Origin of the sequence: Novosphingobium sp. AAP93, from assembly GCF_001296055.1 — a bacterium.
GTDB lineage: Bacteria > Pseudomonadota > Alphaproteobacteria > Sphingomonadales > Sphingomonadaceae > Novosphingobium.
The window spans coordinates 22,547-41,332 of sequence record NZ_LJHZ01000036.1 but is presented as its reverse complement, the minus strand read 5'-3'; the positions used below and the strand labels follow the sequence as shown (position 1 = coordinate 41,332).

At 65.4% G+C, this 18,786-nt stretch carries 20 protein-coding genes and 1 tRNA gene; 9 read left to right on the top strand and 12 right to left on the bottom strand.

Annotated features, from left to right (window positions below; translation table 11 throughout):
* Positions 1-176: 176 nt before the first annotated feature.
* Complete coding sequence (locus IP83_RS07780; RefSeq protein ID WP_231624958.1) at positions 177-839, top strand: TetR/AcrR family transcriptional regulator; 663 nt, start codon at positions 177-179, stop codon at positions 837-839.
* Positions 840-946: 107 nt separating this feature from the next.
* Positions 947-1,381, top strand: a complete 435-nt coding sequence (locus tag IP83_RS07775; RefSeq protein ID WP_054121643.1) for a nuclear transport factor 2 family protein — start codon at positions 947-949, stop codon at positions 1,379-1,381.
* Between the two features lie 9 nt (positions 1,382-1,390).
* On the opposite strand, the gene IP83_RS07770 is transcribed toward IP83_RS07775, so the two are convergent.
* From IP83_RS07770 to IP83_RS07755, 4 genes are all read right to left on the bottom strand, one after another.
* Positions 1,391-2,581 (bottom strand): aromatic ring-hydroxylating dioxygenase subunit alpha, encoded by a 1,191-nt coding sequence (locus tag IP83_RS07770; protein ID WP_054121642.1) that lies wholly within the window; start codon positions 2,579-2,581, stop codon positions 1,391-1,393.
* Entirely contained in the window at positions 2,581-2,946 is a 366-nt protein-coding gene (locus IP83_RS07765; protein WP_054121641.1) for a Rieske (2Fe-2S) protein, read from the bottom strand. The genes IP83_RS07770 and IP83_RS07765 overlap by 1 nt, the downstream gene beginning before the upstream one ends.
* A gap of 248 nt (positions 2,947-3,194) precedes the next feature.
* Positions 3,195-4,364, bottom strand: a complete 1,170-nt coding sequence (locus tag IP83_RS07760) for a tyrosine-type recombinase/integrase (protein ID WP_369817005.1) — start codon at positions 4,362-4,364, stop codon at positions 3,195-3,197.
* A 142-nt stretch (positions 4,365-4,506) separates the two neighbouring features.
* Positions 4,507-4,599, bottom strand: a tRNA-Ser gene (locus tag IP83_RS07755).
* Positions 4,600-4,827: 228 nt separating this feature from the next.
* Here IP83_RS07755 and IP83_RS07750 point away from each other — a divergent pair.
* Both IP83_RS07750 and IP83_RS07745 read left to right on the top strand, forming a co-directional pair.
* On the top strand, positions 4,828-5,619 hold the full coding sequence (locus IP83_RS07750) for a DUF1134 domain-containing protein (RefSeq protein WP_197274316.1): 792 nt from the start codon (positions 4,828-4,830) through the stop codon (positions 5,617-5,619).
* A gap of 52 nt (positions 5,620-5,671) precedes the next feature.
* Positions 5,672-6,844 (top strand): amino acid aminotransferase, encoded by a 1,173-nt coding sequence (locus tag IP83_RS07745; RefSeq protein WP_054121639.1) that lies wholly within the window; start codon positions 5,672-5,674, stop codon positions 6,842-6,844.
* Between the two features lie 13 nt (positions 6,845-6,857).
* Here IP83_RS07745 and IP83_RS07740 read toward each other — a convergent pair whose 3' ends face one another.
* The 6 genes from IP83_RS07740 to IP83_RS07715 form a co-directional block, all read right to left on the bottom strand.
* A complete protein-coding gene (locus tag IP83_RS07740) occupies positions 6,858-7,481 on the bottom strand; it encodes a riboflavin synthase (protein ID WP_054121638.1) in 624 nt (207 codons plus the stop codon).
* Positions 7,482-7,492: 11 nt separating this feature from the next.
* A complete protein-coding gene (gene ribD / locus IP83_RS07735) occupies positions 7,493-8,464 on the bottom strand; it encodes a bifunctional diaminohydroxyphosphoribosylaminopyrimidine deaminase/5-amino-6-(5-phosphoribosylamino)uracil reductase RibD (protein ID WP_054121637.1) in 972 nt (323 codons plus the stop codon).
* Positions 8,461-8,934, bottom strand: a complete 474-nt coding sequence (locus tag IP83_RS07730) for a hypothetical protein (protein ID WP_054121636.1) — start codon at positions 8,932-8,934, stop codon at positions 8,461-8,463. Before IP83_RS07730 ends, ribD begins: the two co-directional genes overlap by 4 nt.
* Before the next feature lie 67 nt (positions 8,935-9,001).
* Entirely contained in the window at positions 9,002-9,751 is a 750-nt protein-coding gene (locus IP83_RS07725) for a M48 family metallopeptidase (protein WP_054121635.1), read from the bottom strand.
* A complete protein-coding gene (locus IP83_RS07720) occupies positions 9,748-10,209 on the bottom strand; it encodes a YcgN family cysteine cluster protein (RefSeq protein WP_054121634.1) in 462 nt (153 codons plus the stop codon). Before IP83_RS07720 ends, IP83_RS07725 begins: the two co-directional genes overlap by 4 nt.
* A 7-nt stretch (positions 10,210-10,216) precedes the next feature.
* Entirely contained in the window at positions 10,217-10,840 is a 624-nt protein-coding gene (locus tag IP83_RS07715) for an SCO family protein (RefSeq protein ID WP_156309623.1), read from the bottom strand.
* A gap of 87 nt (positions 10,841-10,927) precedes the next feature.
* On the opposite strand from IP83_RS07715, the gene IP83_RS07710 reads away from it, so the two are divergent.
* The 5 genes from IP83_RS07710 to ssb all read left to right on the top strand — a co-directional run bounded on the left by IP83_RS07710 (position 10,928) and on the right by ssb (position 15,063).
* The gene (locus IP83_RS07710) at positions 10,928-11,560 is read left to right on the top strand and encodes an ankyrin repeat domain-containing protein (protein WP_054121633.1); all 633 of its coding nucleotides are present in this window, start codon (positions 10,928-10,930) and stop codon (positions 11,558-11,560) included.
* 12 nt (positions 11,561-11,572) lie between these two features.
* Positions 11,573-12,253, top strand: a complete 681-nt coding sequence (locus IP83_RS07705) for a COQ9 family protein (protein WP_054121632.1) — start codon at positions 11,573-11,575, stop codon at positions 12,251-12,253.
* Between the two features lie 60 nt (positions 12,254-12,313).
* Positions 12,314-12,568, top strand: a complete 255-nt coding sequence (locus tag IP83_RS07700) for a FeoA family protein (RefSeq protein ID WP_054121631.1) — start codon at positions 12,314-12,316, stop codon at positions 12,566-12,568.
* Positions 12,565-14,421 (top strand): ferrous iron transporter B, encoded by a 1,857-nt coding sequence (locus IP83_RS07695; RefSeq protein WP_054121630.1) that lies wholly within the window; start codon positions 12,565-12,567, stop codon positions 14,419-14,421. The genes IP83_RS07700 and IP83_RS07695 overlap by 4 nt, the downstream gene beginning before the upstream one ends.
* Before the next feature lie 99 nt (positions 14,422-14,520).
* Positions 14,521-15,063 carry a single-stranded DNA-binding protein gene (gene ssb / locus IP83_RS07690; RefSeq protein WP_054121629.1) on the top strand — a complete coding sequence of 181 codons (543 nt, stop codon included), beginning with the start codon at positions 14,521-14,523 and terminating at the stop codon, positions 15,061-15,063.
* 125 nt (positions 15,064-15,188) lie between these two features.
* On the opposite strand, the gene IP83_RS07685 is transcribed toward ssb, so the two are convergent.
* Both IP83_RS07685 and IP83_RS07680 read right to left on the bottom strand, forming a co-directional pair.
* Positions 15,189-15,935 carry a 7-carboxy-7-deazaguanine synthase QueE gene (locus IP83_RS07685; RefSeq protein ID WP_054121628.1) on the bottom strand — a complete coding sequence of 249 codons (747 nt, stop codon included), beginning with the start codon at positions 15,933-15,935 and terminating at the stop codon, positions 15,189-15,191.
* Positions 15,932-18,730 (bottom strand): valine--tRNA ligase, encoded by a 2,799-nt coding sequence (locus IP83_RS07680; protein WP_082364582.1) that lies wholly within the window; start codon positions 18,728-18,730, stop codon positions 15,932-15,934. Before IP83_RS07680 ends, IP83_RS07685 begins: the two co-directional genes overlap by 4 nt.
* Positions 18,731-18,786 lie beyond the last annotated feature (56 nt).

Genomic DNA, 18,786 nt, shown 5'->3' with positions numbered 1-18,786 from the left:
CTGGGCGTATCCGTTATTAACCGGCGCTGTTGCCTGTTTTATGACCTATGTTCTGCCTGGCCGAACCTGAAACTTTGGACAGGGGGATTGGTGCTTGATGGAGGCCATAATCCACGCGATTGTGCCAATCGGCTGCGCAATGGAGAGGTGGCGGAGAACACGTGACCGGATCGACGATGAAGAATCGCATGCTCGATGCGATGTTGCCGAGCGGACAAGGCAAGGAGCCTGCGCGCTGGCAGCAGCAGAAGAGCGCGCGAACGCGGTTGCGGCTGATCGAGGCGGCGATCGACTGCCTGGTCGAGGGGGGATATTCGCGGCTCACGACACAGGCGGTCGCGGAGCGGACCAAGGCATCGCGCGGTTCGATTCACCATCACTTTCCCACTCGGGTCGATCTTGTCGCTGCTGTCGTCGAACACGTGTTCTACGAACGCATGCGCTTGTTTCTCGATGATTATCTCGCGGCCATTGCCGGTGGCTCCGAAGCCGATGTCGTCACGGTCGCGGCCGCCGCACACTGGCGCAGCGTGCAGACGCGCCAATATGCGGCCTATCTCGAACTGGCCGTCGCGGCGCGTACGGACCGCGAGCTCGATGCCTTCTTCGCTCCGGCGGTGCGCCGCTATGACGAAGTGTGGACAGGCGAGATGATCGAATCCTTCCCACAGTGGCGCGACCGCTGGGAGAGGATGAAACTTGCCAGCGATTTCGTGAACGTCCTGCACATGGGCCTGTTGCTGCAGCAGCCTGTCTTCGGTGACGCCCGGATCCAGCGGGTGCAGACACTGGCCGATGGCGTGCTGCGCCAGATCTACGCAGACAAGGTGGATGCCTGAATAACCGGCAGGTTCGCCGGAAATACTCGTCTTTGTGCGAGTGGTGGGGCGTACCTGCCTGCCGCCATGATGCTTCCCGAGGCCTTCAGCCCAAGCGAGGAAACCCCATGCCCTTCACCGGCCCGGTCGAGGACCGTCTTGCCATCCGCGAACTCATGGATACCCACGCGCACGGCGTCATGACGCGGGACGCGCAGCTGTGGGGATCGATCTGGGCGGAAGATGCCTATTGGGAACTGCCCGAATATCCCGATCTCGGCGGGTTTGACGGGAAGGCGGCGATCGTGACAGCCTGGTCAGAATCGATGAAGCACTACGGCCTCGACGGATGCGCAAAGCCGATGCTCTACTTCATGCAGCCCGGTTCCATCGAGGTGGAGGGGGACAGCGCCAAGGCGGTGGCCTATACGATCGAGCTCTACGATGATCCCGCAAGCGGCGCGCGGGTCCGCACGACGGGCCGCTACGACGACGAACTGAAGCGGATCGACGGGGCGTGGAAGTTTACCCGCCGCGCCTATCGCATTGTTTTCGCACACTAGTCGCCAACATCAGTCCACTCTCTGCAGCACCGGTTCCGGCAGGTCCGGATCATCCTGCAGATACCAGTCGAGCCATTCGTGGAAGTACTGGTTGCCGGGTTCGTTGCGGCCGAACAGCATCTCGTCGTGCGCGCCGGACTGCAGGCCTTTCTGCACCGCCATCCCGATGAGGTAGTCCTCGGTATAGGTCACGTCGCGGAAGAAATTCATCGCTGCTTCGGTCGCAGCGCGGTCCGCTTCGTCGCGGATCGGTTCGCGGCGCAGGTAGGTCAGCACCGTGCGGTTGCGGTCCGGCGTCGGCCCCGGAAAGATCTGGGCGACTTGCGTGATCTCGGGCGCGATGAACATCGAGACGTTGGGAAACAGCACCCGCGCAAAGTCGAAGCCGTTGTTCTCCTGCTCGCCCCAGGCCTCGCGCGGCACGGCGCTCAGCGTTTCGGAGATGCGATGCTGCGGAAAGCCGATGCGCAGGTGCGGGCCGAAGCTCTCGTAATGCGCGCGGTTCGAAGGTGTGCGCGGCAGGATCGTATCAGGATGCAACGCGGCAAAGTGGTACCCCTCAAGATAGCCGTCAAAGGCGACTTTCCAGTTCGCGCCCTCGATTTGCCGGCTGCCGATCCAGGTCCACTCGGCAAGGCCCAGGGCCTCGAAATCTTCCAGATAACCGCCGGTGAAGCGGTCGAGATCCATCGGTGCGCCCGGGGTGAGCGAGACGAAGATCAATCCCGCCCGCTCGGCGGCAGGAAGCTCGCGCAGGGCGAGTTCGGCCTTGTCGACCATGCCGAACGTGCTGGCATCGGATATGCCGATCAGCCGTCCGTCCCGGCCGAAAGTCCAGCCGTGATACTTGCAGGAGAAGCGCGGGCAATTGCCATGGCCTTCGTCTGCCACCGGCGCGCCGCGGTGCGGGCAGACATTGAGGAAGGCGCGCACGGCTCCGGCCTTGTCGCGGTTGATCAGCACGGGCAGGCCGATGACCTCCATCGCCTTGTAATCGCCCGGCCGCGGCAGTTCGGCGGTGAACGCGAGCATCAGCGGCAGGCGGCGGAACACCAGTTCCAGCTCGGCTTTCCACTGATCCGGATCCGTATAGCTGCGCGCAGGTACGCGCTTCACCGCGCCGGTGCGAAAGGTCTGCCCTTGCTCGACATAGGTGCGCATGCGCTGCGCCGCGAGGCCGATCCGCTCGTTGCGTTCCATTACTCTGGTTGTCCTTGGTTCGCCGGGAGCTCGTCGCGGTCGGGCAGGGCATCCGGCAGGCAGACCTCGATGGTGCCCGCCTCCACGCGCGCAGGAAAGACGCGCAGGTCCGGATATGCCCCGCCGAGGCACTTGCCGCTCGCGATCTCGAAGCGCGCGCCATGGAGCGGGCACATCACCGCGCCACGGCGTACCCGGCCGCTTGAAAGGCGCGCTGCCTGATGCGTGCAGCGATCATTCAGCGCGTGGAAGCAGCCGACCTCGTCGCGCACGACCAGCACGGGCCACCCGGCCATCGTCACCGCCAGGCGCCCTTCATCCGGAAATGCGGCTTCAGCAATCACGGCATGCCAATTTGCGTTCACAGCGAAGGTGTTCCTCTCAGCTTGAGGTGGAGTCTTCGCCTAACGGATCGATCTATGAGCTGCGGCTGGCCAATAGGTTAGGTCCTGCCAAGCGGGTGCAATGCGAGCAGCAGGTTGGGAACCAAGCTGGTCCCGGGTGCTACCTAAAGAGCTACCTAGCGATGGGCGCCAAAGAATCCGGCTGTCGCGGATATCCGGTAAGCTATTGATCTAAATGGGTAAAATGGTGGACGCACTAGGGCTCGAACCTAGGACCCGCTGATTAAGAGAGAGGAGCAGAACTCGCCCCAATCCGCCATAAGCAATTTGCGCTTTTCCAAAAAGTCAGTGCGTCGATATGCAGCCTCGACCTTGTTTGGGATTGTGTGTGCGAGTGCAGCTTCTGCGACCTCTCCTGGATAGCTTGTCTCTTCGGCAGCCCAATCGCGGAATGACGAACGAAATCCATGAACTGTGACATCGAGATCCTTGTCCCTGAGCACCTTCAATAGAGTCATGTCGGACAAGGGCCGCAGGGGGCTGGAGCCTGGGAAGACAAGATCGCTAGCAGGCGCCTTTATGGCTTTAGCCCGCTTCAAGACATCCAGCGCCGCTTCAGAAAGCGGCACCGTGTGCAAAACACCTGCTTTCATTCGATCAGCCGGCACGTTCCAGAGGCGTTTGCGAAGATCGATCTCCTTCCATTCACAGCCTCTGATCTCACCCGAGCGTGCGGCAGTGAGGATAAGCATCTCGAGCGCTAGGCGACCCACAGACTGACGCTCGCGAAGTGAGCTAAGGAACGCAGGTACATCGCGGAATGGCATGGCGCTGAAGTGCATCTGCTTGCGCGGCTGACGCGGAAGACCTCTGGCGATCGAGCGAAGCGGTGCCTCTGTTTCCCGAAATCCTTTGGCACAGGCCCAATCAAGCACTGCCGCAATCCGTTGGCGCACGCGCCTCGCGGTTTCAGGCTTGGTTAGCCATATCTTGGCAAGTACATCTCGGATGGCAGGTCCTTCCACCTCTGAAACTGGGCTGTCTCCAATCACCGGGAACGCATAGGTCTCAAGAGTGTTGATCCATTGATCCTTGTGCTTGCCATTTTTCCAGGCCGCCTTGTGCTCGGCGTGAACCATTTTTGCAGCCTCACGAAATGTCGGGATGGTCAGCTCCGCCTTCTTACGTTCAGCGACAACATCGATACCGGCCTTCAATTGCTTACGGATTGCGCGCGCCGAATCGCGAGCATCGGCTAGTCCCAATTCTGCAAGGGAGCCAAGCCCGATGTCTTTGCGTTTGCCATCTGCCTGTACCCTAAGCACCCAGCTGCCTCGCCCCTGCGCGGCCAGCTTCAGGATAAGGCCCTCCCCGTCCGAGTAGCGGCCCGGCTCCTTCAGATTTTTGACTGCAATGGCGCTAAGTTTTCCCATCAGCATGCCTTTCCAGACCCACACTCAGTCCCACACTATGTGTCGGATAGTGGGGAACATATATAGAACATCGCGGATGCAGAAAATACGAAAAAAGCCGCATTTCTGCGGCTTTTTGGATATTTGCGGTGCTCTGTGGAAGCAAGCCTGGCGGAGACGGAGGGATTCGAACCCTCGGTACCGGTAATCCCAGTACGACGGTTTAGCAAACCGTTGGTTTCAGCCACTCACCCACGTCTCCGGATCGCAGCGGCGAGGGCGCGCTATAGCGAGGGAGTGGGGGTGCGGCAAGGGGCTTCCTGCGGGGATCATGCAGCCGGTGCGGATTCGCCTCGGCGCGAAATCGACTCGGCTCATCGCCGGTTCATTGTACCGGGCCGAGAGATGAGGGCCTGATAGCATGACAATGGGTCCGGCCATCAAACCGGGCCATAAACCGCCAACGGGCCGCAGGATGGGAAATCGGGTGATGAAGCTGAGCCGGAACATCGCGATCGGGCTTGCCGCCTTGGGCTTGATGCTGGGGTCGGGCGCAAGCGCGCAGGTGCAGCAGATCGATCCCAACTCTGCGATCGACGGGGATCTGCCCGCGAAGCCGGCTGCGGGATCCACGCCGCCCGCCAGCGCTCCGGGCCCCCTCCCGCCCGCTCCAGCCGCCACGACGACCGGAGGCGATCCTACATTTACCTCGCCGGCGGCCGGTAGCGACCCTGCCAAACCGGGTACGGCTTCGATTCCGCCTGCAGCCGGGCCATCCCAGGGCACGGCGGCCGATGGCACCACCTACCGTGAGGACGATCTCATCGGCGCGGCGGAAGGCGTGTTTGGCCGGGGTGCGAAGGGTCTTGCGCTGCTGATCCAGGACATTCTCAAGAAGCAGGGCCGGCCCAACGCCTACATCACCGGGCGCGAGGCGGGCGGTGCGGTCGTTGTCGGGCTGCGGTATGGTTCGGGCACGTTGCATCACAAGATCGAAGGTGAACGCCCGGTCTACTGGACGGGACCCTCCCTGGGTTTCGATCTCGGCGCCAATGCGGCGAACACCTTCGTGCTCGTCTACAACCTGCATGACAGCGAGGACCTCTTCCGCCGCTATGGCGCGGGCGAGGGGCAGGCCTACTTCGTCGGTGGGTTCAACGTGAGCTATCTGCGGCGCGGCGACATCGTGCTGATCCCGGTGCGGTTTGGCGCGGGGCTGCGGCTTGGCGTCAACGGCGGTTACATGAAGTTCCGCAAGACGCAGAACTGGGTCCCCTTCTAAGCAGAACCGCACCCCCTTGTGCGCAGGGCCGTTTGGGGGCAAAGGCGCGGCCATGCTCGAGACCCTGAACGCCCAGCCCGCCGACGCGCTGCTTGCGCTGATCAAGCTCCATAATGCCGATCCGCGGCCGACCAAGATCGACCTCGGCGTGGGTGTCTATCGCACTGGCGAAGGCGATACCCCGGTGTTCGGCGCGATCAAGGCGGCGGAGAAGATCCTGCTCGAGACGCAGGATTCCAAGGCCTATCTCGGGCCGGAAGGCGACATGGGCTTTGTCCATGCGCTGATCCCTTATGTGTTCGGTGCCGATTTTGACCGCAGCCGGGTCGAAGGCATGCAGGCCCCTGGCGGCACTGGCGCAGTACGTCTGGCGGTGGAAGTGGCGGCGCGCGCGGGTGCCAAGCGCATCCTCATGGGTACGCCCTCGTGGCCCAACCACGCGCAGATCGTTTCAGCGGTCGGCCTCGAACTCAAGACCTTCAAGCACATGACCGCCGAAGGCACGGCTGATCTCGAAGCGCTGCGCACGGCGCTGGCCGATGCCGCGCCGGGCGATGTCGTGCTGCTTCACGGCTGCTGCCACAACCCGACGGGCGTCGATTACACCAATGCGCAGTGGGACGAAATCGCTGAGCTGGTGGCCGCTTCGGGTGTGCTGCCGCTGATCGACCTTGCCTATCAGGGCCTTGGCGACGGCATGGAAGCCGATGCCTTTGGCCTGCGCAAGGTGCTCGCGGCTGTGCCGGAAGCTCTGGTGGCCTACAGCTGCGACAAGAACTTCGGGCTCTACCGTGATCGTGTGGGTGCGTTCTACGCGGTGACGGGTGATGCCGATGCCCTCGCCAAGACCATGGCCAATGGCGCGACGATTGCCCGCGCAAGCTGGTCGATGCCGCCCGACCACGGCGCTGCGGCAGTGCGCCTGATCCTTGGCGATGCCACGCTCACCGCGCAGTGGATCGACGAACTGACCGCGATGCGCGCGCGCATGGCCGAAGTGCGCGAACGGCTCGCCGCCGCGCAGCAGATCGGGCCGATCAACATGGCGCCGCTTGGCACGCAGAAGGGCCTCTTCTCGATGCTGCCGCTTTCGAGCGAGCAAATCATGGCGCTGCGCGAGAAGCACGGCGTTTACATGGCCGGGTCGGGCCGCGTGAACATCGCGGGCCTGACGACGGGGAATATCGAGGCGTTCGTCGCGGCGCTGAAGGACGTGGCAGGCTGATCAGCCTGCCGGCCTACCCTGCCGCCGCGAGGCTCTGCATCCGCTTGAGGTAGCGGGCGAGGACATCAATCTCGAGGTTCACTTCGCGCCCCGGCGCGAGGCTGCCCAGCGTCGTCACTTCCGCCGTGTGCGGGATGATGTTGAGCATGAAGTGGCAGCTGCCGTCCGGCTGGTCGGCCAGGTCGTTGACCGTCAGCGAGACGCCATCGACGGTGATCGAGCCCTTGGCGGCGATGTAAGGCGCGAGTTCTTTCGGCGCCGAGACGACGACGTGCCACGAGCCGCCAATGCGGTCGACCGAGACGACATGGCCAACGGCATCGACATGGCCGGTGACGATATGGCCGCCGAGTTCGTCACCCAGCTTGAGTGCGGGTTCGAGATTGAGCGCGGCGTGCTCGTGCCACTGCGCGGGGGCAGTGCGGCGGATCGTTTCGCCCGAGACGTCGACCGCGAACCAGCTGTCTCCCGCCGCGCCGCCCTTGTCGACCACGGTGAGGCACACGCCCGAGCAGGCGATCGAGGCGCCGATGGCGATCTTGGCCGGGTCCATCGCGCAGGCGATTGTCACGCGCGTATCGCCCTTGGTGGCAATGGCGCGGATGCGGCCGACTTCGGTCACGATACCTGTGAACATGGGGGTCTCCTTCAGCGGATGCGGTCGTAGACGTCGAGCGTGTCACTGCCAAGCCGCCGCCGGTCCGTCAGAGCCCAGCGGCCATGGGCATTGCCCAAGGAGGTAAGGCCGATATCGCCGAGGCCGGGCCTGCCCGCACCGATCAGGATGGGCGCGCGGTACAGCAGCAGGCGGTCGACGCGGTCGGCGGCGAGGAACGCGGCGGCAGCACCGGCACCGCCTTCGATCAGGAGGTACTGCGTTTCGCTGAAGCTGGCGGCAGGATCGGCGATGGCCTGCCAGCCGTCAGGGGCAGTTCCGCGCGTCAGCACCCAGCGGGCGGGGCTGCGCGTCTCGAGGCCGGGCAGGCGAACGTCGAGCCGTGGCGAATCGGTGCGCAGCGTCTCGCCGCCGACGAGGATGGCGTCGGATCGGGCGCGCATGGCATGGCCGTGGGCGCGGGCTTCGGCTCCGGTAATCCACCGGCTGGTGCCGTCTGCCATCGCGATGCAGCCATCGAGCGAGGTGGCGAGCTTGAGCGTGGTGTGTGGGCGGCCATGGCGCGCGCGGGTGAGGTAGCCTTCCAGCGAGCGCAGCGAGGCGGGGGAGGGGAGCAGTTTCGCCGCGATCCCCGCAGCCCGCAGCAAGGCGATGCCGGCGCCGGCCGTGCGCGGGTCAGGGTCTTCGCAGCCGATCACCACGCGGGCCAAACCGGCTTCGCGGAGGAGGTGTGCGCAGGCCGGGCCGCGCTGGCTGTCATGCGCGCAAGGTTCGAGCGTAACGTAGGCTGTCGCGCCGCGCGCTGCCGCGCCCGCTTGCACCAGCGCTTCGGCTTCGGCGTGGGGGCGGCCGCCAGGCTGGGTCCATCCTCGCCCGATGACACGGCCCTGCTTGACGATCAGTGCGCCGACGGCGGGGTTTGGCCGGCTCAGCGGCCTTCCGCGCGCCGCGAGTGCAGCAGCGGCGTCCAGCCAGTCGGTATCACTGAACGCCACTGTGCTCAGGGCGTCTTTGCGGAGGGCGTTGCCACCGGCTTGACCAGTGACTGCTCGAGAATCGCCTTGTTGCGGGCATCGGCAGCGCGCTTGGCCGCTTCACGCTCGGCGCGGCCCTGCCGGTCCATCGCTTCGGTATCAAGCCCGGTGGCGGCACCGACCGCCTTGTACATCTTGCGTACGTCCTCGGCGCGGGCTTCTTCCTCGGCGGCTTCCGCGCGGGCCTTCTTGGTCGCTTCGATATTGCCGGCGATGATTTCCGCATCGCTGCGATCCGCGCGCCAGCTTTCGAAGTAGATCACTTCGGGCGGACGGGGCAGACCGCGACCGCCTTGCTGCCACATCACCGAAAAGATCCCGAACGTGACAGCGAGCGCCAGCGCAAGCGAGCGGAAGCGGAATTCGCTCGGCGCGCCGAGGATCTGCCAGAGATCCTTGACGGCGCGCACCGGGGAGACGTTGCGGAAAAACTCTTTCATGCGGGCCTAGATAGAACGTGGCGGGGCGCTGCGCCAGTGGCGGCGCACCAACGCGGAAGAAGGGCAGTCAACCGAACGGCTGATAGAGCAGGCGGCCTTCCGCCTTCAGCCAGCGGTTGGCCTGCTCGATGCGGCCCTCATAAAGCTTGGCCAGATGCACATGGAAGGCCGGGCTGTGGTCGAAATGCGTCATGTGCGCCACTTCATGCGCCACGACCGAGCGGCGCACGAAATCGGGCGCCATCACCAGCCGCCAGTTGATCCGGATCACACCCCGGCTGCTGCAGCTGCCCCAGCGCCGCCGCGCGCGGGACAGGGCAAGCTTGGGCATCGCCTTGCCCGCACGGTCGCAATAGTAGGCAAGGTCGGCTTCCGCCAGCCGCAGGGCTTCGGCTTCGAGCCAGCGGCGCAACCGGCCTTCCATGCCGTCTGCCGGGCCGCCGAGGACAAGTTGTCCATCCACCACGACCGGACGGCGCGGGGCGCGCTGCTGCCATTCGACGCGCAGCGGCTCACCGCGAAAGGTCAGCGTGAAGCCCGGCTCGATCTGCACGGGCGCCGGGATGCGTTCCAGTTGCGCCGCGAGCCAGTCACGGCGCTGCTGGGCAAACTGGAGCGCGTCGGCGGTGCGGCCCCATTCGGGCATCGAAATGCGCGCCTCGCTGCCATCGGGGGCAAGGCGCAAGGTGATGCGGCGCGCGGTGCGCAGGCGGCGGATCACGACGGGCAGTTCGCGGCCCGCCACCGAAAGCGTACGCGGCAGTGGTGCCGGGCGCGGAGTGCGGCCGCGTGGCAGCAGGCGTGGCAGCGAGATCATGCGCGCTCTGCCCCGAAGCCGATGCCGCCCGGCACGATATGGTCCTCCAGCGGTCCGGCGAGCACTTCGCTCACCGCCTTGCCGATCACCGAGTGACCAGCGCGGCGCACTGCCTCGCGGTCTCCGCACTCAAGATAGTGCCAGGAAGGAAGCGGCTTGCCATCGGCGCGCAACCGGTAAGCGCACGTCGATGGCAGCCACGGCACTTCGCGCACCAGCCGCGGCGTCAGGCGCAGGCAATCGGGCACCATCGCCTTGCGGTGGCGGTAATCGGAGCAGCGCCCGGTCGAGAGATCGAGCAGGCGGCAAGCGACATTGGTGTGGTGGACCTCGCCAGTATCCTCGTCTTCCAGCTTGTGCAGGCAGCACTTGCCGCAGCCGTCGCACAGCGCTTCCCACTCGTCGCGGGTCAGCGCCTCGACCGGCTTGTCCCAGAAGCGGGTGGAAGACGAAGGCATCAGCGGATCAATGCACCCATTTCGCGAATTCGTCAGCCACCGCGTTCGCGTCCTTGTCGACCGGCAGCAACGCGATGGGCTGGCCCTGCGGACCCATCAGGTAGGCGGCGCGGCTGTGGTCCATCAGATAGTCATTGGGGCCGGTGCCCGGACCCTTCTTGTAATAGACCGCATAGGACTTGGCGACTTGCGCGATCTGCGCGTCCGTGCCGGTAAGCCCGATCAGTTCCTTGCCGAAGTGCGCGGCGAACTGGCCGACCACCTCGGGCTTATCGCGCGCGGGATCGATGGTGATGAACAGCGGCTGGACTTTCGCCGCGAGATCCGGGTGCGCCTTGGCGAACTTGTGGTAGCCCTGCATCAGCATCTGCACGTCGAGCGGGCAGACGTCCGGGCAGAAGGAATAGCCGAAATAGAGCGTGGTGTAGCGGCCCTTGAAATCAGCCGCGCGCACGGTCTTGCCCGTCTTGTCGACCAGCGTGAAATCGCCGCCGATGGCCGCGCCTTCGAGCGGCGGTGGTTCGCTCGCGGCACCGCTGCAGGCCGCGAGAAGGAGCAGGGCGCCGGCGGCGACGGCGCTGCGCAGACGGGTACGAATAGGTCTAATGGGGTCCATGGCGCGGCGGTTCATGCTCTGCTAACCAGCGGCTTGCAAGGGGCGACTCTGTCACAAGTCGGGCAGAATGCGCGCTTTATCGAGAGGGACGGGGCTTTGGTGATGAGGGACAAGTCGGTGATCGCACGCACCATTCGCGTCGGGTTTGCCGCAGCAGCACTGCTCGGCACGCTTGGCGCAGCGCTGCCCGCGCATGCGCAGTTCTCCGAGAGCTACAAGTTCCTCGAAGCCGTGCGCAAGAAGGACGGCCAGAAAGTCACTGATGCACTCAACGAGCCGGGAAGCCAGATCGTCAACACCCGCGATGTCACCACCGGCGAGAGCGGCCTGCACATCGTGACCGCGCGCCGCGATCTCACGTGGATGCAGTTCCTCGTCGCGCGTGGTGCCAACGTCAACGCGCGCGACGCACGGGGGACGACGCCGCTGGTGCTTGCCTGCAATCTCGGCTTCATCGAAGGGGTCGAATTCCTGCTCACTTCGGGCGCTAAGGTGGATGAGCCGAACAACACCGGCGAAACCCCGCTGATCACCGCCGTGCATCGCCGCGATCTGGCAATGGTGCGTGCGCTGTTGAAGGCCGGGGCCAATCCGGATCGTCCTGACAATTCGGGCCGCTCGGCCCGCGATTACGCAACCCTTGAAGGCAAGGACAGCCCGGTCGCGGGCGAACTCGCCAACACCGCCAAGGGCGGTTCCGCTCCCCAGAAGAAGACCTACGGCCCCTCGTTCTGAACGGACCCCAAGATGATCGATACTGCAACCGCCGACATCTCGCTCGAGGACCTGCGCTGGCTGCTCGCTCCGCATATCGCCGAAGCGGCGGCGTTCGAGGGCTGGAGCGAAGCGGCTGTGAACGAGGCGGCGGAAATTGCCGGGATCGATCCCGCTGCCGCGCGTTTTGCCTTTCAGGCTGAGGGCGGGCAATCGGCGGCGATGGCTATGATCACCGCCTGGGCGGGCAGCATTGATCGCGCGATGGTACAAGCTCTGCCGGCGGATCATCTCGCGACCATGAAAGTGCGCGAACGGATCACCGCGCTGGTCACCTTCCGGCTCGACCAGATCGCGGGCCGCGAGGAAGCGCTGCGCAGCGCGCTGATCGAGATGGCCAAGCCGTGGAATGTCCCCGCCGCGACCAGGCTCGCCTGGCGCAGCGCCGATGCGATGTGGCGGCTCGCGGGCGACACCGCGACGGACTACAACCACTACACCAAGCGTGCGATTCTCGGATCGATCTATGCTGCGACCTTGGCCGTGATGGCCGAGGACAAGAGCGAGGACCGCGAGGAGACCCGCGCTTTCCTTGCCCGCCGGATCGACGGCATCATGCGCTTCGAGAAGGCCAAGGCGCGCTTCACCAAGCCGAGCGACGAGACCTTCAGCGTGACGCGCCTGCTCGGCCGGTTGCGCTACCCGGCGCGCTGAGTCGAAACAGTTATTGCGAATGACTTGCAATGACCCCGGCGCTGTGGCAGCGCTCTCGGGGTGACCCTCGACGAACTCCCCCTTGGCACCCCGGCGCGCATCTTGAGTGCCGATTGGGGGGCGCTTGTGCCGGAGGAGGCGCAGCGCCTGCGCGCGCTGGGGATCGAGGAAGGGGCCGAAGTGCGACTCGCCTATCGCGGCGTGTTCCTTGCGCGTGATCCGATAGCCGTCGAAATCGGGCGCATGACTGTCGCGCTGCGCCGCGTCCACGCCCGCGCGATGCAGGTCGAACCGCTGGCAGTCGCCGCAGCATGACCCGCCAGACAATGATCGCCGCGCTGGTCGGCAATCCCAATGCGGGCAAGAGCGCGCTGTTCAATGCGCTGACCGGAGCGCGGCAGAAGATCGCGAACTATCCCGGCGTTACGGTCGAGCGCAAATCGGGCCGCATGCTGCTGCCTAGCGGCGAGCCGGTCGAACTGGTCGATCTGCCCGGCTCCTACAGCCTCAATCCCTCAAGCCCGGACGAGGAAGTCACCCGCGACGTGATCCTCGGCCGCATGGCAGGGCAGGCGCAGCCCGATGTGCTGGTGATCGTGCTCGATGCTTCGAACCTCGAGCAGCACCTTGTCTTTGCGCAGGAGATCATCGAGCTTGGCCGGCCCGTGGTCGTCGCGCTCAACATGGTCGATCTGGCCGAACGCGACGGGCTGGTGATCGATCCGACCGCGCTGTCTTCGGCGCTGGGTGTCCCGGTTTTCCCCACCGTCGCGGTGCGGCGGCGCGGCCTTGCCGAACTGACTGCCGCCGTTGCTGCGCTGCGCGATGCACCGGCGAATGAAACCCCCGCGCATCGCCCACATGTCACCGCGCCCGAGCGGCGGATGCTGGCCCGGCAAATGGCGCATGGCGCCATCCTTTCCGAAACCGCGCAGCACCGCATCCATGCGCAGCTTGACCGTGTGTTCCTCCACCCTTGGCTCGGCCCGCCGGTGCTGCTCGCGCTGCTCTTCGTGGTGTTCCAGGCGGTGTTCAGCTGGGCTGAACCGGTCAAGGATGTGCTTCAGGCGGGCATTGACCTGCTGGGCGACGGCGTGCGGGGCTCCCTCCCGGCCTCGCTGCTGCGCGACTTCCTCACCGACGGTGTGATCGCGGGCGTCGGCGCCGTGGTGGTGTTCCTGCCGCAGATCCTGATCCTGTTCTTCTTCATCCTGACGATGGAAGCGACCGGCTACATGGCCCGCGCGGCCTTCCTGATGGACCGCGCTATGGCGGGTGTCGGCCTCTCCGGTCGCAGCTTCATCCCGCTGCTATCCAGCTTCGCCTGCGCGGTGCCGGGGATCATGGCGACGCGCAGCATCACCGATCCCAAGGACCGGCTGACGACGATCCTGATCGCCCCGCTGATGACCTGCTCGGCGCGCCTGCCGGTCTACACCGTGATCATTGCGGCTTTCGTGCCTGACACACGGGTCTTCCCTGGTGTCGGGCAGCAGGGCCTCGTGCTGTTCGGGCTCTATGTCTTCGGCGTGCTCGGGGCGATGGGCGCGGCGTTGCTGCTGCGGCGGACCGTCACCAAAGGCGCCGCATCGGGCTTCATCATGGAAATGCCCAAGTACCAGTTGCCCACGGTGAAGGACCTCGCGCTCGGCTTGTGGCAGCGCGCTTATGTGTTCCTGCGCCGCGCCGGCACAATGATCCTGAGCGTGACGGTGGTGCTCTGGCTGCTGCTAAACCTGCCGCGCGCGGAAAACCCGCAGGATCAGGTCAACGCCTCGATCGCGGGGCACATCGCCAATGGCCTTGCCGTGGTGATCGAGCCGATCGGCTTCAACCGCGATATCGCGCTGGCGCTGATCCCGGCGATGGCAGCGCGCGAAGTGGCCGTCAGCGCGTTGGCAACGACCTATGCCGTGGGCCAGAGCGACGATGCCGCGCAGGGGCAGGCATTGGGCGAGCAGGTCAAGACGCACTGGAGCCTCGCTACTGCCCTCGCTTTCCTCGCGTGGTTTGTCTTCGCACCGCAGTGCATGTCGACCATTGCGGTGACCCGGCGCGAGACCAATGGCTGGACCTGGCCCGCCTTCATGCTCGCCTACCTGTTCGGCCTTGCCTACGTGGCGGCGGGGGTGACCTACTGGACCGCGGTCGCCTTCGGGCTCGGCTGAGTCTTGGGCTGATGCTGTGGAAACGGATGCGGTCAGACTCGCTCTGATCTGCACCAAGGTCTAGGTCAGGGCCTCAAACGGTACAGAAAGCGCGAATCAATGGCAGGCAGCGTCAACAAGGTCATTCTGGTCGGCAATCTGGGGCAGGATCCCGAGGTGAAGAGCTTCCAGAACGGCGGGCGCATTGCCAACTTGCGCATCGCCACGTCGGAAAGCTGGAAGGACCGCGCGACCGGCGAGCGCAAGGAGCGCACCGAGTGGCACAGCGTCGTTCTCCAGTCGGACGGTCTTGTCGGCGTGGCTGAGCGCTATCTGAAGAAGGGCAGCAAGGTCTACATCGAAGGCCAGCTGCGCACCCGCAAGTGGCAGGACCAGTCCGGCAACGATCGCTACACCACCGAAATCTCGGTCGGCCCGAACGGCAACCTCACCATGCTCGACGGCGCACAAGGCGGCGGCGGCATGGGCGGTGGCGGCGGCCAGCGCTCGGGCGGCGGCTGGAATGAAGGTGGCTCCGGGGGCGGCTCCAGCGGCGGCGGCCGTTCGGGCGGCGGCTCGTCAATTGGCGGCTGGAATCAGGGCGGTGGCGGCTCGCCCGCCGGCGGCTTCGGCGACGATCTCGACGACGATATCCCGTTCTGAGCTGGAACCCAACTGCTTGATCCGGTCACATCACAACCCCGCTCACCCTGAGCTTGTCGAAGGGTGCTGACACCCCCGTCGCGCGGGATGCTTCGCCAAGCTCAGCATGAGCGGGCGCAGGGTGATCAGGTCCCGCGCGTATCGCCGTAGAGGTGGATGTGCAGCCGGTCCGTGAAACGCCAGCCATGCGTGAGCGCGGCGCCTGCCAGCCACTTTGACCGCTCGCGCAGGGTTTCGCTTGCGGTCCCCTCCGGCATCACGAACAGGCGCTCCGCCGGGATGCGGTAGAGCGCCTGCAGTTCGGCGACTTCATTGAGGTCGTCGATGTCGGCCACGACGAACTTGAACCACGCCTTGGGGTTCGCTGCCCAATCGCGCAGCAGCTCGGGGACGAGCGCCAGGTCTTCGGCATTGCCCGAATGCGAGAGCTTGGGGCTGACGTTGAACTGATCGACCAGCTGCGTGATCGCATGCGGCGGCGGGACGCTGCCATTGGTCTCGATCTCGACTTCGAGCGCGGGGACCGCTTCCTTCAGCATCGGGATCAGCTTTGCCAGCGAGGGCGCCTGCAGCAGCGGCTCGCCCCCGGTGATCACCAGCCGTGTGGGCCGCAGTGCCAGAATGCGCATGGCGACTTCGCGCACTTCGAGCGTGATCTGGTTCTCCATGCGCTCGAAGGTCACATCGTCGCGGTGCGGGCGGATATCGCCGGTAAAGCGCCAAGTATAGGCCGTGTCGCACCATTTGCAGGCGAGGTTGCAGCGCGAGAGGCGCACGAACACGCACGGCCGACCGATCGAGGGGCCTTCCCCTTGCAGCGAGGGGAAGATCTCCGGCTCGCCGGGCGTGGTCGTGGCGAGCGTGAGGCTCATCCCAGACGCGCCAGCGCGGCGGCAAGGCGGGTTGCCTCGGCGCGGTGGTGGGCATGGTCGGCGCGGGCCTTCTCGACCGCTTCGGGCTTGGCCTTCTCGGCGAATGCCGGGTTGGACAGGCGGCCTTCGAGCGACTTGGCTTCCTTCTCGGAAGCGGCGAGCGCCTTTTCGAGGCGGGCCTTTTCGGCGGCGATGTCGATCACGCCTTCGAGCGGGACGATCAGGCTCGCATCGCCCGCACCGATCTGCATGGCGGCGCCCGCTGGGGCCGGTGCGAAGTGAATCGCGCTGAGGCGGGCAAGCCGCTCGATCGCGGCGGGATTGGCCTCGATGATCGCGCGCGTCGCAGCGCTCGGTTCGGGCAGATAGGCTTCAAGCCGCGCACCCGGGGCGATGCCGAGTTCGTTCTTGGCTCCGCGCAAGTTGGAAACCAGAGCGATCAGCCATTCCACCTCCGCCTTGGCCGCCGCGTCAACGCCCGCCTGCGGGGCAGGCCATTCCGCAACGATCAGCTCCGCTGAACGCGCGCCCAGCGCATGCCACAGTTCCTCGGTCACGAAGGGCATGAAGGGGTGGAGCATGACGAGGATCTGGTCGAGCACCCAGCCCGCGACAGCGCGCGTCTCGTCGTCGAACGAACCCTTGATCAGCTCGATATACCAATCGCAGAACTGGTCCCACACGAAGTGATAGATCGCGTTGGCGGCGGCGTCGAAGCGCAGGTCCGCCATCGCCTGATCGAGTGCGGCGACGGTTTCGACCACTTCGCCGATGATCCAGCGGTTGACGGCGCTGTTGGCGGCGGGCGCGCTGACCGACGTGCTTCCGGTGATGCCGTTCGCCATGCAGAAACGCGCGGCGTTCCAAAGCTTGGTGGCGAAGTTCCGGTAGCCCTCGACGCGGCGCTCATCCATCTTCACGTCGCGGCCCTGGCTTTCCATGGCGCACATGAAGAAGCGCAGCGCATCAGCGCCATACTTGTCGATCAGGCCCAGCGGATCGACCACGTTACCCTTGGACTTGGACATCTTCTGCCCGTCCGCCGCGCGCACCAGCCCGTGCAGATAGAGCCGCTTCCACGGGTTCTGCCCTGTCATCGCCTGACCCATCATCATCATCCGCGCATCCCAGAAGAACAGGATGTCGAAGCCCGAAATGAGCAGGTCGTTGGGGTAATGCTTCGCGACCAGCGGCGCATCTGCCTCCGGCCAGCCGAGCGTGGCGAAGGGCCAGAGTGCGGACGAGAACCACGTATCGAGCACATCCTCGTCGCGGCTCAGTGTGACGTCCGCACCGGCCTTGGCCTGCGCTTCTGCCTCGCTCTCGGCCACGTAGCATTTGCCGTCCGAGCCATACCACGCCGGAATGCGGTGTCCCCACCACAGCTGGCGGGAAACGCACCAAGGCTGGATGTTCTCCATCCAGTTGAAGAAGGTCTTCTCCCAGGTCTTCGGCACGATCTCGATCGCGCCCGAACGCACCGCTGCGATTGGCGCCTTGGCCAATTCCGCCGCATTCACATACCACTGATCGGTCAGCATCGGCTCGATCACCACGCCGCCGCGGTCGCCGAAGGGCTGCATGATGATCTTGTCCTCGACCTTGATCATCAGTCCGTCGGCGTCGATGTCCGCCACGACCTTCTTGCGCGCTTCGTAGCGGTCCAGTCCGCGATAGGCCTCGGGGACGAGGTTGAGCGCGTCGATCTCGCTGGCGCTCGCCTTCTCACCGCCCGCAATCGCCTTCGCGCGCGCGGCCGCTTCTGCATAAGGCGCGCCGTCGGTGCGCATCGTCGCGGTCTCGTCCATCAGGCGGTACATCGGGATGCCGTTGCGCTGGGCGACGCCGAAGTCGTTCTCGTCATGCGCGCCGGTGATCTTCACCGCGCCCGAACCGAATGTCGGATCGGGATATTCGTCGGTGATGATCGGGATCAGGCGGCGGTGTTCCTTGGGCCCGACCGGGATCTCACAGAGCTTGCCGACGATGGGGGCATAACGCGCGTCGTCGGGATGGACCGCAACCGCGCCGTCGCCGAGCATGGTCTCGGGCCTGGTCGTTGCAATGGCGATATAGTCGCGCTCTTCCTCGAGCACGACGTTCCCCTCGGCATCACGCTCGACGTAGGTATAGGTCTCGCCGCCCGCGAGCGGGTACTTGAAGTGCCACATATGGCCCTTCACCTCGCGCGACTCGACTTCAAGGTCCGAAATCGCGGTCTTGAGCTTGGGGTCCCAGTTCACCAGCCGCTTGTCGCGGTAGATCAGGCCGCGGTTGTAGAGATCGACGAAGACCTTCACGACCGCTTTGGTAAAGTGCGGGTCCATCGTGAACTGCTCGCGGCTCCAGTCCATCGAGCAGCCGAGGCGGCGCAACTGGCTGGTGATCGTGCCGCCGCTTTCCGCCTTCCACTCCCACACCTTGTCCACGAACTGCTCGCGCGTATAATTGGTGCGCTTGTCCTGCCGTGCTTCCAGCTGTCGCTCGACCACCATCTGTGTGGCGATGCCGGCGTGGTCGGTGCCGACCACCCACAGCGCATCCTTGCCGCGCAGGCGTTCGTAGCGGATCACCACGTCCTGCAGCGTGTTGTCGAGCGCGTGGCCGATATGGAGCGAGCCGGTCACGTTCGGCGGCGGGTTCACGATGGTGAAGGGCGCGGCATCCGGCCGCTCGGGCCGGAACAGGCCGTTCGCTTCCCAGTGGGCATACCACTTGGACTCGAGCCCGGCAGGCTCGAACGTCTTGGCGAGGGCGGCCGCCCCCTCCTGCTCTGCAATCGTCGCTTCGGTCATGATGCTGCGGGCCTTGCCATCCCGCGCCCACCGCTGCAAGTGCGTCAACGGGCCGG

Coding starts and splice junctions, on each gene's coding strand:
- IP83_RS07780 (WP_231624958.1), top strand. CDS start 177: ATGAAGAATCGCATGCTCGATGCGATGTTGCCGAGCGGACAAGGCAAG.
- IP83_RS07775 (WP_054121643.1), top strand. CDS start 947: ATGCCCTTCACCGGCCCGGTCGAGGACCGTCTTGCCATCCGCGAACTC.
- IP83_RS07770 (WP_054121642.1), bottom strand. CDS start 2,581: ATGGAACGCAACGAGCGGATCGGCCTCGCGGCGCAGCGCATGCGCACC.
- IP83_RS07760 (WP_369817005.1), bottom strand. CDS start 4,364: ATGCTGATGGGAAAACTTAGCGCCATTGCAGTCAAAAATCTGAAGGAG.
- IP83_RS07750 (WP_197274316.1), top strand. CDS start 4,828: ATGAAGCTGAGCCGGAACATCGCGATCGGGCTTGCCGCCTTGGGCTTG.
- IP83_RS07745 (WP_054121639.1), top strand. CDS start 5,672: ATGCTCGAGACCCTGAACGCCCAGCCCGCCGACGCGCTGCTTGCGCTG.
- IP83_RS07740 (WP_054121638.1), bottom strand. CDS start 7,481: ATGTTCACAGGTATCGTGACCGAAGTCGGCCGCATCCGCGCCATTGCC.
- IP83_RS07730 (WP_054121636.1), bottom strand. CDS start 8,934: ATGAAAGAGTTTTTCCGCAACGTCTCCCCGGTGCGCGCCGTCAAGGAT.
- IP83_RS07725 (WP_054121635.1), bottom strand. CDS start 9,751: ATGATCTCGCTGCCACGCCTGCTGCCACGCGGCCGCACTCCGCGCCCG.
- IP83_RS07720 (WP_054121634.1), bottom strand. CDS start 10,209: ATGCCTTCGTCTTCCACCCGCTTCTGGGACAAGCCGGTCGAGGCGCTG.
- IP83_RS07715 (WP_156309623.1), bottom strand. CDS start 10,840: ATGAACCGCCGCGCCATGGACCCCATTAGACCTATTCGTACCCGTCTG.
- IP83_RS07710 (WP_054121633.1), top strand. CDS start 10,928: ATGAGGGACAAGTCGGTGATCGCACGCACCATTCGCGTCGGGTTTGCC.
- IP83_RS07705 (WP_054121632.1), top strand. CDS start 11,573: ATGATCGATACTGCAACCGCCGACATCTCGCTCGAGGACCTGCGCTGG.
- IP83_RS07695 (WP_054121630.1), top strand. CDS start 12,565: ATGACCCGCCAGACAATGATCGCCGCGCTGGTCGGCAATCCCAATGCG.
- ssb (WP_054121629.1), top strand. CDS start 14,521: ATGGCAGGCAGCGTCAACAAGGTCATTCTGGTCGGCAATCTGGGGCAG.
- IP83_RS07685 (WP_054121628.1), bottom strand. CDS start 15,935: ATGAGCCTCACGCTCGCCACGACCACGCCCGGCGAGCCGGAGATCTTC.
- IP83_RS07680 (WP_082364582.1), bottom strand. CDS start 18,730: ATGACCGAAGCGACGATTGCAGAGCAGGAGGGGGCGGCCGCCCTCGCC.